The 13,639-nt window shown below is 54.0% G+C and carries 14 protein-coding genes and 3 tRNA genes; 12 read left to right on the forward strand and 5 right to left on the reverse strand.

All coding sequences use genetic code 11. From position 1 onward, the window contains the following. The first annotated feature begins 43 nt into the window (after window positions 1-43). Together A3466_RS09950 and A3466_RS09955 are read left to right on the forward strand one after the other, a co-directional pair. The gene (locus A3466_RS09950; RefSeq protein WP_063450447.1) at window positions 44-406 is read left to right on the forward strand and encodes a YfeC-like transcriptional regulator; all 363 of its coding nucleotides are present in this window, start codon (window positions 44-46) and stop codon (window positions 404-406) included. A 1-nt stretch (window position 407) separates the two neighbouring features. Then, window positions 408-794, forward strand: coding sequence for a YfeC-like transcriptional regulator (locus A3466_RS09955; RefSeq protein WP_063450448.1), 387 nt, complete (start codon window positions 408-410; stop codon window positions 792-794). 51 nt (window positions 795-845) lie between these two features. On the opposite strand, the gene gltX is transcribed toward A3466_RS09955, so the two are convergent. After that, window positions 846-2,261: a glutamate--tRNA ligase gene (gltX, locus tag A3466_RS09960; protein WP_063450449.1), complete on the reverse strand. Its 1,416-nt coding sequence runs from the start codon at window positions 2,259-2,261 to the stop codon at window positions 846-848. Window positions 2,262-2,519: 258 nt separating this feature from the next. Here gltX and A3466_RS09965 point away from each other — a divergent pair. The 4 genes from A3466_RS09965 (at window position 2,520) to A3466_RS09980 (ending at window position 3,271) form a co-directional block, all read left to right on the forward strand. Beyond that, a tRNA-Val gene (locus A3466_RS09965) sits at window positions 2,520-2,595 on the forward strand. A 41-nt stretch (window positions 2,596-2,636) separates the two neighbouring features. Further along, window positions 2,637-2,712, forward strand: a tRNA-Val gene (locus tag A3466_RS09970). A gap of 4 nt (window positions 2,713-2,716) precedes the next feature. After that, window positions 2,717-2,792: transfer RNA gene (locus A3466_RS09975), tRNA-Lys, on the forward strand. Window positions 2,793-2,929: 137 nt separating this feature from the next. After that, complete coding sequence (locus A3466_RS09980; RefSeq protein ID WP_063450450.1) at window positions 2,930-3,271, forward strand: FlxA-like family protein; 342 nt, start codon at window positions 2,930-2,932, stop codon at window positions 3,269-3,271. On the opposite strand, the gene A3466_RS09985 is transcribed toward A3466_RS09980, so the two are convergent. Continuing rightward, window positions 3,268-4,203 (reverse strand): LysR family transcriptional regulator, encoded by a 936-nt coding sequence (locus A3466_RS09985; RefSeq protein WP_063450451.1) that lies wholly within the window; start codon window positions 4,201-4,203, stop codon window positions 3,268-3,270. The two genes, A3466_RS09980 and A3466_RS09985, sit on opposite strands and share 4 nt — an antisense overlap. A gap of 89 nt (window positions 4,204-4,292) precedes the next feature. Here A3466_RS09985 and A3466_RS09990 point away from each other — a divergent pair, with 89 nt between their 5' ends. Then, the gene (locus A3466_RS09990) at window positions 4,293-5,288 is read left to right on the forward strand and encodes a bile acid:sodium symporter family protein (protein ID WP_063450452.1); all 996 of its coding nucleotides are present in this window, start codon (window positions 4,293-4,295) and stop codon (window positions 5,286-5,288) included. Here the strand turns inward: A3466_RS09990 and A3466_RS09995 are convergent. The 3 genes from A3466_RS09995 to zipA form a co-directional block, all read right to left on the reverse strand. Further along, the gene (locus A3466_RS09995) at window positions 5,285-5,500 is read right to left on the reverse strand and encodes a DUF3820 family protein (protein ID WP_063450453.1); all 216 of its coding nucleotides are present in this window, start codon (window positions 5,498-5,500) and stop codon (window positions 5,285-5,287) included. The genes A3466_RS09990 and A3466_RS09995 overlap by 4 nt on opposite strands. 1 nt (window position 5,501) lies before the next feature. Further along, entirely contained in the window at window positions 5,502-7,517 is a 2,016-nt protein-coding gene (gene ligA, locus A3466_RS10000; RefSeq protein ID WP_063450454.1) for an NAD-dependent DNA ligase LigA, read from the reverse strand. A gap of 68 nt (window positions 7,518-7,585) precedes the next feature. Next, complete coding sequence (gene zipA, locus A3466_RS10005) at window positions 7,586-8,614, reverse strand: cell division protein ZipA (RefSeq protein WP_063450455.1); 1,029 nt, start codon at window positions 8,612-8,614, stop codon at window positions 7,586-7,588. Between the two features lie 229 nt (window positions 8,615-8,843). On the opposite strand from zipA, the gene cysZ reads away from it, so the two are divergent. The 5 genes from cysZ (at window position 8,844) to crr (ending at window position 13,635) form a co-directional block, all read left to right on the forward strand. Next, window positions 8,844-9,605 carry a sulfate transporter CysZ gene (gene cysZ / locus A3466_RS10010; protein WP_063450456.1) on the forward strand — a complete coding sequence of 254 codons (762 nt, stop codon included), beginning with the start codon at window positions 8,844-8,846 and terminating at the stop codon, window positions 9,603-9,605. 163 nt (window positions 9,606-9,768) lie between these two features. Next, the gene (gene cysK, locus A3466_RS10015) at window positions 9,769-10,740 is read left to right on the forward strand and encodes a cysteine synthase A (RefSeq protein WP_006811453.1); all 972 of its coding nucleotides are present in this window, start codon (window positions 9,769-9,771) and stop codon (window positions 10,738-10,740) included. A 317-nt stretch (window positions 10,741-11,057) separates the two neighbouring features. After that, complete coding sequence (ptsH, locus tag A3466_RS10020) at window positions 11,058-11,315, forward strand: phosphocarrier protein Hpr (RefSeq protein ID WP_000487600.1); 258 nt, start codon at window positions 11,058-11,060, stop codon at window positions 11,313-11,315. A gap of 45 nt (window positions 11,316-11,360) precedes the next feature. After that, complete coding sequence (gene ptsI / locus A3466_RS10025) at window positions 11,361-13,088, forward strand: phosphoenolpyruvate-protein phosphotransferase PtsI (RefSeq protein WP_006811455.1); 1,728 nt, start codon at window positions 11,361-11,363, stop codon at window positions 13,086-13,088. Window positions 13,089-13,131: 43 nt separating this feature from the next. After that, window positions 13,132-13,635, forward strand: coding sequence for a PTS glucose transporter subunit IIA (crr, locus tag A3466_RS10030; protein ID WP_022648946.1), 504 nt, complete (start codon window positions 13,132-13,134; stop codon window positions 13,633-13,635). Window positions 13,636-13,639 lie beyond the last annotated feature (4 nt).

Below are 13,639 nucleotides of genomic sequence, written 5' to 3' on the forward strand. Positions count from 1 at the left end.
AAAATGAACCACTAATTAACCCCACAGATATTCAGGAAATTGTATGATCAAGGAACGAATGACGCCAGAAGAGTTAGCCCTGCTGACTGGCTATAGCCGACAGACCATCAATAAATGGGTACGCAAAGAGGGTTGGATTACATCGCCAAAACCAGGCGTTCAGGGCGGCAAGGCGCGTCTGGTACACGTCAATGAAAAAGTGCGCGACTTTATTCGCAGCGCACGCAGGGTGACAGAGTCGCCGGAAATGCCAGATAAGGCGTACCACGACGGTTCACTTCACACCCTGCTCATGACGCTGGCGAATGAAATGACGCCGGATGAGCAAAAGCAGATGACATCGCTGTTACTGCGGGAAGGGATTACCGGATTGTTACAACGCTTAGGGATTCGCGACCAACGCTAATATGAAAAGATTACGCAGCAAAATGACCACGGAAGAGCTGGCGGACAGTCTGGGCGTAGCCCGACAGACCGTTAATCGCTGGATACGACAAAAAGGATGGAAAACGGAGGGGATTAATGGTGTTAAAGGCGGAAGAGCGCGGGTGATATGCATTGATGCGCACGTTAAGGAGCACATCATAAGCCTTCCCGCCATGCGTAACCGTCGGGCTGTTTACCACGTTGCGGAAAGCCCGTCCCTCTATGGCGTGGCGACCTCATCCAGCCTGCTTCCACAAATCATCGACTCGCTGGAAAACATGACGGCAGTGGAACAGGAACGTTTGCGCGCACTGCTCGCGCGTGAAGGTTTGCAGGGTTTTCTTACGCGTCTAGGTATTGCTGAATAACAGGCAAAAAAAACGGCAGGTCACCCTGCCGTTATGTGTATTACGCGGGCATTACTGCTGGCTTTCGCGCTCAGCGATAAAGCCCAGCGCCTTATTGATGCGCGCAACGCTACGCGATTTACCAATTGCATGTACGGTCACGTCCAGCGCCGGAGACTGGCCTGCCCCCGTTACCGCAACGCGCAGCGGCATACCGACTTTACCCATGCCAATTTCCAGCTCATCAGCAGTAGCCTGAATCGCGTGGTGCACATTTTCCGCTGTCCATTCGCTAATGGCTTCGAGCTTGTCTCGCACTACTTCCAGCGGCTGACGCGCAACCGGACGCAGGTGTTTCTTGGCCGCGTCCGCGTCGAACGCGTCAAACTCTTCATAGAAATAGCGGCAGCTTTCGGCAATCTCTTTCAGCGTTTTGCAACGCTCGCCAAGCAGTTTCACCAGATCCGCCAGTTCCGGGCCAGTACGGGTATCGATGTTTGCCTGCTCAATGTGCCATTGCAGATAAGTCGCCACATATTCTGGCTGCATAGTATTGATGTAGTGATGGTTCAGCCACAGCAGCTTGTCGGTGTTGAACGCGCTGGCGGATTTGCTCACCGAGTTCAAAGAGAACAGGTTGATCATCTCTTCGCGGCTGAAGATCTCCTGGTCGCCATGGGCCCAGCCCAGACGCACCAGGTAGTTCAGCAGCGCTTCCGGCAGATAGCCGTCATCACGGTACTGCATCACGCTCACCGCGCCGTGGCGTTTGGACAGTTTTTTGCCGTCGTCACCGTTGATCATCGATACGTGCGCGTACACCGGTACCGGCGCGTTCAGCGCTTTCAGGATGTTGATCTGACGCGGGGTGTTATTGATATGGTCTTCACCACGGATCACGTGCGTGATTTCCATATCCCAGTCGTCCACAACTACGCAGAAGTTATAGGTTGGCGATCCGTCAGTACGACGAATAATCAAATCATCCAGCTCCTGGTTGCTGAATTCGATCGGGCCACGGATCTGGTCATCAAAGATAACAGAGCCTTCCTGCGGGTTAGCAAAACGCACAACGCACGGCTCATCGGCAGCATGCTCGCTGTGGTCGTGACGGCAACGACCGTCATAACGCGGTTTTTCGCCTTTTGCCATTTGCTCTTCGCGCAGCGCATCCAGACGCTCTCTGGAGCAGTAGCACTTATAGGCCGTGCCCGCGACCAGCATCTCGTCAATGACGTCGTTATAGCGGTCAAAACGTTTGGTCTGGAAGTACGGGCCTTCGTCCCACTCCAGATTCAGCCAGTTCATCCCATCCATAATGGCTTCAATTGCTTCCGGCGTTGAGCGCTCAAGATCGGTGTCTTCAATACGCAGCACAAACTCACCTTTGTTGTGGCGTGCGAAAAGCCAGGAATAGAGAGCGGTACGTGCACCACCGACATGCAGATAGCCTGTCGGGCTCGGCGCGAAGCGAGTTTTGATTTTCATGAAATGGCCTTACGTTATAAAGATGCCGGTAATCGGCAAATCCTGGGAAGAAAACAATGGGCAATATTCTATCACTGTGGGCCGATTCCTCAATGTCGATCACTTTATCCGGTTCGAGATTGCTGTTTTTGTTTAGAAATCATGCGCCACAGTCCGTTTTGCGATCGTTTTGACTAATTTTACGACGAACGAATAAAAACTTTAGAAAATGCGTTGACTCATTTTCAACTCTCCCTATAATGCGACTCCACACAGCGGGGGTGATTAGCTCAGTTGGTAGAGCATCTCCTTTACACGGAGGGGGTCGGCGGTTCGAGCCCGTCATCACCCACCATCTACTTCGGTAGACTCGCAGTGTAGATAAGAATTGAGATTGGGCGATTAGCTCAGTTGGTAGAGCATCTCCTTTACACGGAGGGGGTCGGCGGTTCGAGCCCGTCATCGCCCACCATTTCGGGTCGTTAGCTCAGTTGGTAGAGCAGTTGACTTTTAATCAATTGGTCGCAGGTTCGAATCCTGCACGACCCACCAATGTAAAAAAGCGCCCTAAAGGCGCTTTTTTGCTATCTGCGATATAGCACATCCCCATTGCAGCCAGACCGCTTGTTTTACTCAAGCTCACGCCTTCTTTGCCGATACCTCTATTTTATGGCGAAAAGGATCTCAATATGACAACTCTTAAGCCCGTTTCTCTGTCGGCGATGGAAATCGGCAGCGTAGACAACAGCTCCGGCGGAAACGACATTGCTTCCCGGATCACCCGTCTGACCAAACAGATAACGAAAGTCACTCAGCAGCTCAAAGAAGTCGCCATGGGTGATGCCACGGCAGAAGAGAAGCAAAAGCAGCAGGAATTACTCGAATCACAGCTGGCTATGTTGCAGGCACAGCTGGCGCAATTGCTGCGTCAGCAGGCAGAAGAGGCAATGCCAAAACAGGAAAACGGTCAGGCCGTGGCGGAAGGCATCAATAAGCCCTCCGCAGACCATAAGGTTGATATCTACATCTAATCGCTGTTTACGTTAAAGAGCGGATCGCGCGTGCGGGCCTCCATCAAACGCCCGGCCTGCATGCGCACCACATCCCAGCAGGCGTGCGCCGCTCCAGAAAGAGACCTGTTTTTACGGCGTACCAGCATCAGCTGGCGTTCAATACAGGGCAAGAAACGCTTTACCGTTAAACGACTCCCCTGCGGCAGTGGCAGCGCCAGCGCCGGCAGAACGCTGATGCCAATCCCCGCTTCGACCATCGGGAACAGTGTGGCAGGATGCCCAATTTCCTGCACAATGGTTGCCTTAACCCCCTGCGCGGTCAGTGCGGCATCTATCAGCGGACGGCTGCCAGAGGCATAATCCTGTAGCACCAGGTTTGCCCCGTGCAAGGCTTGCCAGGTCACCTGCGGCAGCGATGCCAGAGGGTCATCCTCGCGACAGAGCAATAAAAAGGGCTCCGAGAGCACCACTTCACATTCCAGGTCGCTTACCGCCCCGGGGTCAATGACAATACCGAAATCCACATCCCCCTGACGAATACTCTCCAGTACCCACTGCTGCGGCCTGTCGTGCAAAACAAAATCGATATCAGGATAGCGGTGATTACTTTCCGCAATGCACTGAGGAATAAGATGCGCCGAAATCGTCTGGCTCGCCGCAACTCTCACGGTGCCGGAAAGCTGTTGCCCGAGCCGCCCGACATCCCGCAGCGTACTGTTCAGTTCATCCAGCAGCCTCTCCAGACGCGTTGCCAGTTGCTGTCCCGCTTCGGTGAGCACCACTTCTCGCGTCGTGCGGTCGAGCAGCTTCACCCCTGTTTGCGTTTCAAGCTCCTTAACGCTATGGCTCACCGCCGACTGGCTGAGGCCGATCATCTCCCCTGCCCGGCTAAAGCTGCGGGCCTGCGCGACGGTGACGAAAACGCGAAGCTGGCGTAACGAATAATTCATCTGTTTAATTCATGAATGGATGCAATAAATCAATTTTATTTCTCAAAGGGAAGAAAGCACAATAGCGACATCTGTTTTCAGGAGTGATTATGAAACTTTTTCGTATCCTTGATCCGTTCACGCTGACCCTGATTGGTGTCGTCTTGCTGGCCTCGTTTTTCCCGGCGCGAGGCAGTTTTGTGCCCGTTATTGAAGGCGTGACCACGGCAGCCATTGCCCTGCTGTTCTTTATGCATGGTGCCAAACTTTCCCGGGAAGCCATTATTGCAGGCGGTAGCCACTGGCGACTGCACCTCTGGGTAATGTGCAGCACCTTTATCCTCTTCCCGGTACTGGGCGTGCTGTTTGCCTGGTGGGCGCCGGTGAATGTCGACCCCGCGCTGTATTCCGGCTTCCTCTATCTGTGCATTTTGCCGGCCACGGTGCAGTCCGCTATTGCTTTTACCTCGCTGGCGGGCGGCAACGTCGCGGCAGCGGTTTGCTCTGCTTCCGCTTCCAGCCTGCTGGGGATCTTCGTTTCACCGCTGCTGGTCGGTCTGCTGATGAACATGCACGGTGCGGAGGGCAACCTGGAACAGGTGGGTAAAATTTGTCTGCAACTGCTGCTGCCGTTTGTGCTCGGACACTTATCCCGCCCATGGATTGGCGAGTTTGTGGCGAAACACAAAAAATGGATCGGCAAAACGGATCAAAGCTCCATTCTGCTGGTGGTTTACACAGCCTTTAGCGAAGCCGTTGTGAACGGCATCTGGCACAAGGTGGGCGCCGGATCGCTGCTGTTTATTGTGGTGGTAAGCATTGTTCTGCTGGCCATTGTCATCGCAGTTAACGTCTTTGTGGCCCGCAGGTGCGGCTTCAATAAGGCCGATGAAATCACCATCGTCTTCTGCGGGTCGAAAAAGAGCCTGGCTAACGGGATCCCGATGGCCAATATCCTGTTCCCGACGTCGGTCATTGGGATGATGGTGCTGCCGCTGATGATTTTCCATCAGATCCAGCTGATGGTGTGTGCGGTACTGGCGCGGCGCTACAAGGCGCAGACGGAAAAGCTGGCGCAGGAAGAGACCCGCGCCGCGAAAGCTTAAGGACGCTTCAGGGGCTGAACCAGCTGGGTCAGCCCCTCAGTTTTGATCACTAACGTGATAGCCATCAGCTCGCCCAGTCGCCCGGCGGGGAACTCATCCTTACGGGCAAACCACAGCAGATACTCTTCCGGTAAATCAATCAGCCTGCGGCCCTTATATTTACCGAACGGCATCTCCGTATTGGCGATCTCAACGAGCTGCTCTTTTTCCACGTTACTCTCCTAACAGGCGCATCATTTCGTCTTCGTCGATCACCTCGATGCCGAGCTCCTGCGCTTTGGCCAGCTTCGAACCGGCCGCTTCCCCGGCAATCACCAGATCGGTTTTCTTCGACACGCTGCCCGCCACTTTCGCACCCAGCGCCACCAGTCGGGCCTTCGCGTCATCGCGTGAAAGCTGACTCAGGCTACCGGTCAGCACCACCGTTTTACCGGCAAACGGGCTGTCGATCTCGTCGGCATTCACCACCACCGGCGCAGGCCAGTGAATCCCCTGCTCCAGTAATTTACCGATCACCTCACGGTTGCTCTCTTCGGCGAAGAAGTTAAAGACGTGTGTGGCGACCACGATGCCGACATCCGGGACTTTCTGTAGCTCGTCGATGCTGGCTTTCTCCAGCGCCTCCAGCGTGCCGAAATACGCCGCCAGCCCCGCCGCCGTCGCCTCCCCGACTTCACGAATGCCGAGCGCGTAGAGGAATCGGGCAAAGGTGGTGTTTTTGGCTGCCTCGAGTGCGTTAACGACGTTCTGGGCGGATTTCGGTCCCATACGATCGAGGCCAGTCAGCTTGCCTGCCGTCAGCGTAAAGAGATCCGCTGGCGTATGGACGTACTCTTTCTCAACTAACTGGTCGATGATCTTGTCACCCATTCCGTCCACATCCATCGCCCGGCGTGAGACGAAGTGCTTCAGGGACTCTTTACGCTGCGCGCCACAGATTAACCCGCCCGTACAGCGCGTTACCGCTTCACCTTCCACGCGCTCCACGTCAGAACCACATACCGGACAGTGGGCCGGAAACTCAATGGCGCGGGTGTCGGCAGGACGCTCTGACTCCACAACGTTTACCACCTGCGGGATCACGTCGCCCGCGCGGCGAATCACCACTTTGTCACCGATGCGCAGGCCCAGGCGGGCAATTTCATCGGCGTTATGCAGCGTGGCGTTGCTCACCAGCACGCCGGCCACCTGTACAGGCTCCAGACGCGCTACCGGCGTAATCGCCCCCGTACGCCCTACCTGAAACTCCACGTCGCGAACGAAGGTCATCTGCTCCTGCGCCGGGAACTTAAAGGCTACCGCCCAGCGCGGCGCACGGGCCACAAACCCTAACTGTTCCTGCAACGCCAGGGAGTTAACCTTGATCACCACGCCATCAATATCAAACCCGAGTGTGGGGCGATCCTCTTCAACCTTACGGTAGAACGCCAGCACCGCCTCCGGAGAGTCGCAGAGCTGCACGCGGTTGCTTACCGGTAACCCCCACTCTTTGAACTGCAATAAGCGCCCGAGATGGGTATCTGGCAGCTCGCCGCCCTCCAGGATCCCGACGCCATAGCAGAAGAAAGTAAGCGGTCGCTTCGCGGTGATGCGCGGATCGAGCTGACGCAGAGAACCTGCTGCCGCGTTACGCGGGTTAGCAAACACTTTTCCCCCGGTACGACGCGCTTCTTCATTGATCTTTTCGAAGCCCGCCTGCGGAAGAAACACCTCCCCGCGCACTTCCAGCCGGGCTGGAATGTTATCGCCGCGCAGCTTCAGCGGGATCGCACGAATGGTGCGCACGTTGGTGGTGATGTCTTCCCCGGTGGTACCATCGCCGCGCGTTGCGGCACGCACCATCACGCCGTTCTCATAAAGAATGCTGACGGCCAGACCGTCCAGCTTCAGCTCGCAGCACCAGCTCAGATTGTCGACACTCTTCAGGCGATCCTGCACGCGCTTGTTGAAAGCCAGAAAACTCTCTTCATCAAAAACGTTATCCAGCGACAGCATCGGCACTTCGTGACGCACCTGACTGAAAGCGCCCAGCGGCTCCGCGCCGACGCGCTGCGTCGGGGAGTCTGGCGTAATCAGCTCCGGGTGCTGCGCTTCCAGCTCGCGCAGTTCACGCATCAGGCGGTCATATTCCGCATCCGGCACTTCCGGTGCATCCATAACATGATAGAGATATTCATGATGGCGAAGCGTGGTTCGCAGTTCAGTAAGTTGTTGTTCGATTGAGTCCATATCGCACCATCAATGAGAAAAACCCCCGACAAGCGGGGGTTGAGGAGGGGTTGACGATAACGCGACGATTACGCGTTCGCTTCCTTAACTTCGCGGATGCGGTCCTGATATTCGCGCAGTTTCTGCGGCGTCATCATTCGACGCTGATCGTCGAGCACCACACCGCCCACTTCGTCGGCGATGTGCTGAGCGGACTGTAGCATCAGCTTAAAGTTTTGCAGTTCGTCACCGTAGGACGGCACCTGCATAAAGATCGTTACGCCAGGCGTGACGAAATCACCGGTCATTTCCGGGTCAAACGTGCCTGGATTCACCATATTGGCCAGGCTAAACAGTGCCGGGCCGCTGCCGTCAGGACTCAGGTGGCGATGGAAAATATTCATGTCGCCGAACTTGAAGCCTGCCTGCTGGATGCTGTTAAGCAGCACGTCACCGTTCAGATGGGTGCCGTGATGGGCAGCCACGTTCATGATGATCACTTCTTCTTTACGCTTCGGCTTTTCAACAACCGGTTCTGGCGCTGCTACCGGCTCTGGCTCAACGCGCGGAGCGGGCTGTGCCGCAGGCGGTACGGGTTCAGGCTGCGGCTGCGGTTGATGCACTGGCTGCGGCTGCTGCACTGGCTGCGGCTGCTGTACCGGCTGTGGCTGCTGTACCGGCTGTGGCTGCTGAGCAGGCTGATGCACAGGTTGCGGCTGTACAGGCTGTGGCGCAACGGGCTGCGGTTGCACAGGCTGCTGCTGCGTATGACGCACAGGTTCTTCCACTGGCGGCGGCGCTGGCTGGCGCGGCTGGGCAGAGGCATACGGTGGTTGATACTGGTGCTGCGGAGCGCGGGGAGCTTCATGCTCTCCATGCGCTGCGCCGGGCGCAGTATTGACCCGATGAACACGGACTTCACCCACGCCGTCGTCGTCAAGGCCGTCGACGTCGTCTTCAACGTCATCGTCGTCACGACTGGACTTCATGCGCTTCAGTGGACGATCGCGAAACATAGAGGAACGCTCTTTACGGCTGGTCCAGAAACCATGTACCAGTAAAGCGATTATGGCGATCGCGCCAACAATGATTAATATCAGACGCAAATCCTGCATCATTATATTCTCTGTTGTTCTAACACCTTGCCACCACGGCAAACATTTACTCACTAAGAGTATTTGCCGTTTACGTCAAGTGCAAGTGTATGCAGAGCATTCACAGCATAAAGATGAACTAAATCGTGCTTTTTGCTGGTTTTTCGAACATTTCCGAACTGGTCATCGGCCCGTAACTGGATAATATAGGCGGGCAATTCCACTGGTTGTGTAAAAAGGAGTACAGCCTGGTATGGTTTCAACATCTTCTTCTGCCCCACGTAGCGGGGTCTGGTACTTTTCACAGGGCTGGAAACTGGTCTCCCTGCCGGGCATTCGACGCTTCGTTATTTTGCCGCTGCTGATCAACATTCTTCTGATGGGGGGCGCGTTCTGGTGGCTGTTCACCAGACTGGAAAGCTGGATCCCTTCCCTGATGAGCTATGTGCCGGACTGGTTACAGTGGCTTGACTACCTGCTCTGGCCAATAGCGATCATTTCCGTGCTGCTGGTTTTCGGCTATTTCTTTTCGACGATAGCAAACTGGATAGCCGCGCCGTTCAACGGTCTGCTGGCCGAACAGCTGGAAGCGCGCCTGACCGGTGCGACCCCGCCTGACACGGGCGTACTGGGGATCATGAAGGATATCCCGCGCATCATGAAGCGTGAATGGCAGAAATTTGCCTGGTACCTGCCGCGCGCGATTGTGCTGCTTATCCTTTATTTCATCCCTGGTATCGGCCAGACGGTGGCACCCGTGTTGTGGTTTCTGTTCAGCGCCTGGATGCTCGCCATTCAATACTGCGACTACCCGTTTGATAACCATAAGGTGCCGTTTAAAGAGATGCGCACCGCCCTGCGCACTCAGAAGGTTGCCAACATGCAGTTCGGCGCGCTCACCAGCCTGTTCACCATGATTCCTTTCCTGAATCTGTTCATCATGCCCGTTGCCGTTTGCGGCGCGACGGCGATGTGGGTGGACTGTTACCGTGCTAAGCACGCGTTATGGAAGTAATGCAAAAATGTGTAAAAGAGGGGTGGCTTATGCCGCCCCTTATTCCATACTGATCCCCATTATTTCCTTGCAGCATATAGATATGCGATTTCCTTACTTCCCCATACTTATTCAACAGGTATGCTGGGTCGGTATCCCAATTTCATACAGTTAAGGACAGGCCATGAGTAAGATTTATGAAGACAACTCGCTGACTATCGGTCATACGCCCCTGGTTCGACTGAACCGTATCGGTAATGGACGCATTCTGGCGAAGGTCGAATCTCGTAACCCAAGCTTCAGCGTGAAATGCCGTATCGGTGCAAATATGATTTGGGATGCTGAAAAACGTGGCGTGCTGAAGCCCGGCGTTGAGCTGGTGGAACCTACCAGCGGTAACACCGGTATTGCCCTGGCCTACGTTGCAGCGGCGCGCGGCTATAAGCTGACGCTGACCATGCCTGAAACCATGAGCATTGAGCGTCGCAAGCTGCTGAAAGCGCTGGGTGCGAATCTGGTCCTGACCGAAGGCGCGAAAGGCATGAAGGGTGCGATTCAGAAAGCGGAAGAAATCGTCGCCAGCGATCCGGCAAAATATCTGCTGCTTCAGCAGTTCAGCAATCCGGCCAACCCGGAAATTCATGAGAAAACCACCGGTCCGGAAATCTGGGAAGATACCGACGGCCAGGTTGATGTCTTTATCTCCGGCGTAGGTACCGGCGGTACGCTGACCGGCGTGTCTCGCTATATTAAAGGCACGAAAGGTAAAAAAGATCTGATTACCGTTGCCGTTGAGCCAACCGACTCACCGGTTATCGCTCAGGCGCTGGCGGGAGAAGAAATTAAGCCAGGCCCGCACAAAATCCAGGGTATCGGCGCAGGCTTTATTCCAGGCAACCTGGATCTGAAGCTGATCGACAAAGTGGTTGCCATTACCAATGAAGAAGCCATCTCCACGGCGCGTCGCTTGATGGACGAGGAAGGCATTCTGGCGGGTATCTCTTCCGGTGCAGCGGTCGCGGCTGCCCTCAAACTTCTGGAAGATGAAACCTTTACCAATAAGAATATTGTGGTTATCCTGCCTTCTTCGGGTGAGCGTTACTTGAGCACCGCACTGTTTGCCGATCTCTTCACGGAGAAAGAACTGCAACAGTGATGCCAGTATGTTAAAAACGCGTAAAAAAGCACCTTTTCAGGTGCTTTTTTGTGGCCTGCTTCAAACTTTTACCCCTCCTGGCATTGCTTCACCCCGTTGGGTCTGGTATTTAAACCAGCAATTATTTTGATGCGCGAAATTAATCAGTGAACGAAATAGCGCTGCTGAATCGATTTTATGATTTGGTTCAAGTCTTGCTTTCACTGCATAATGTTTAATGACGATTGAAACGTCAGCGCTAACAATACAGGCTAAAGTTAAGTCGCCAGGCTAGACTTTAGTTCCACAACACTAAACCTATAAGTTGGGGAAATACAATGTTCCAGCAAGAAGTTACCATTACCGCTCCGAACGGTCTGCACACCCGCCCTGCTGCTCAGTTTGTTAAAGAAGCGAAAGGCTTCACTTCTGAAATCACTGTGACTTCCAACGGCAAAAGCGCTAGCGCAAAAAGCCTGTTCAAACTGCAAACTCTGGGCCTGACTCAGGGTACCGTTGTTACCATTTCTGCTGAAGGTGAAGACGAGCAGAAAGCAGTTGAGCATCTGGTTAAGCTGATGGCTGAACTCGAGTAAGTTTACCGGGTTCTTTTCAATATCAGTCACAAGTAAGGTAGGGTTATGATTTCAGGCATTTTAGCATCCCCGGGTATCGCTTTCGGCAAAGCACTGCTGCTGAAAGAAGACGAAATCGTCATTGACCGGAAAAAAATTTCTGCCGACAAGGTTGATCAGGAAGTTGAACGTTTTCTGAGCGGTCGTGCCAAGGCATCTGCGCAACTGGAAGCGATTAAAACTAAAGCTGGTGAAACTTTCGGTGAAGAAAAAGAAGCCATCTTCGAAGGGCACATTATGCTGCTCGAAGATGAGGAGCTGGAGCAGGAAATCATAGCCCTGATTAAAGATAAAGGCATGACGGCCGACGCGGCTGCGCATGAAGTTATCGAAGGTCAGGCTTCTGCCCTGGAAGAGCTGGACGATGAATACCTGAAAGAGCGTGCGGCTGACGTACGTGACATCGGTAAGCGCCTGCTGCGCAACATCCTGGGTCTGGCCATCATCGATCTGAGCGCGATTCAGGACGAAGTGATCCTGGTTGCCGCTGACCTGACCCCGTCTGAAACCGCACAGCTGAACCTGAACAAGGTGCTGGGTTTCATTACCGATGCAGGTGGCCGCACTTCCCACACCTCCATCATGGCGCGTTCTCTGGAACTGCCAGCTATCGTGGGTACCGGTAGCGTCACCTCGCAGGTGAAAAACGACGACTATCTGATTCTGGATGCCGTAAACAACGTGGTTTACGTCAATCCAACTAACGATGTGATCGAGCAGCTGCGTTCCGTTCAGGAGCAGGTTGCCACCGAGAAAGCGGAACTCGCTAAACTGAAAGACCTGCCAGCCATCACGCTGGACGGCCATCAGGTTGAAGTGTGCGCTAACATCGGTACCGTACGCGACGTTGACGGCGCTGAGCGCAACGGTGCGGAAGGTGTAGGTCTGTATCGTACTGAATTCCTGTTCATGGACCGCGACGCACTGCCAACTGAAGAAGAGCAGTTTGCCGCGTACAAAGCGGTTGCCGAAGCGTGTGGCTCACAGGCCGTAATCGTTCGTACCATGGACATCGGCGGCGACAAAGAGCTGCCGTACATGAACTTCCCGAAAGAAGAAAACCCGTTCCTGGGCTGGCGTGCCGTGCGTATCGCCATGGATCGCAAAGAGATCCTGCGTGACCAGGTTCGCGCTATCCTGCGTGCATCCGCTTTCGGTAAGCTGCGCATCATGTTCCCGATGATCATCTCTGTTGAAGAAGTGCGTGCACTGAAGAAAGAGATTGAAATCTACAAGCAGGAACTGCGTGACGAAGGTAAAGCGTTTGACGAGTCAATCGAGATCGGCGTGATGGTGGAAACACCGGCAGCCGCGACCATTGCGCGTCATTTAGCCAAAGAAGTTGATTTCTTTAGTATCGGTACCAATGATTTAACGCAGTACACCCTGGCAGTTGACCGTGGTAATGATATGATTTCACATCTCTACCAGCCAATGTCGCCGTCTGTACTGAATTTGATCAAGCAAGTTATTGATGCTTCTCATGCAGAAGGTAAATGGACTGGCATGTGTGGTGAGCTTGCAGGCGACGAACGTGCTACACTTCTGTTGCTGGGTATGGGTCTGGACGAATTCTCTATGAGCGCCATTTCCATCCCGCGCATTAAGAAGATTATCCGTAACACGAACTTCGAAGATGCGAAGGTATTAGCAGAGCAGGCTCTTGCTCAACCGACAACGGACGAGTTAATGACGCTGGTTAACAAGTTCATTGAAGAAAAAACAATCTGCTAATCCACGAGATGCGGCCCAAATTACTGCTTAGGAGATAAGTCTAATGGGTTTATTTAGTAAACTGTTCGGTGACAAAAGCAATAGCGACTCCGGAACTATTGAGATTGTTGCTCCGCTCTCCGGCGAGATCGTCAACATCGAAGACGTGCCGGATGTAGTGTTTGCTGAGAAAATCGTTGGTGATGGCATTGCTATCAAACCAACTGGCAACAAAATGGTTGCTCCAGTTGACGGTACCATTGGTAAGATTTTTGAAACCAACCATGCGTTCTCTATCGAATCTGATAGCGGTATCGAACTGTTCGTTCACTTCGGTATCGACACCGTTGAACTGAAAGGCGAAGGCTTCAAACGTATCGCGGAAGAAGGCCAGCGTGTGAAAGTTGGCGACCCGGTGATTGAATTCGATCTGCCACTGCTGGAAGAAAAAGCGAAGTCTACCCTGACTCCGGTTGTTATCTCCAACATGGACGAGATCAAAGAGCTGATCAAACTGTCTGGCAGCGTTACCGTGGGTGAAACCCCGGTTATCCGCATCAAGAAGTAATTCT

The organism is Enterobacter genomosp. S (assembly GCF_001631805.1).
In the GTDB taxonomy this organism is placed as follows: domain Bacteria; phylum Pseudomonadota; class Gammaproteobacteria; order Enterobacterales; family Enterobacteriaceae; genus Enterobacter; species Enterobacter quasihormaechei.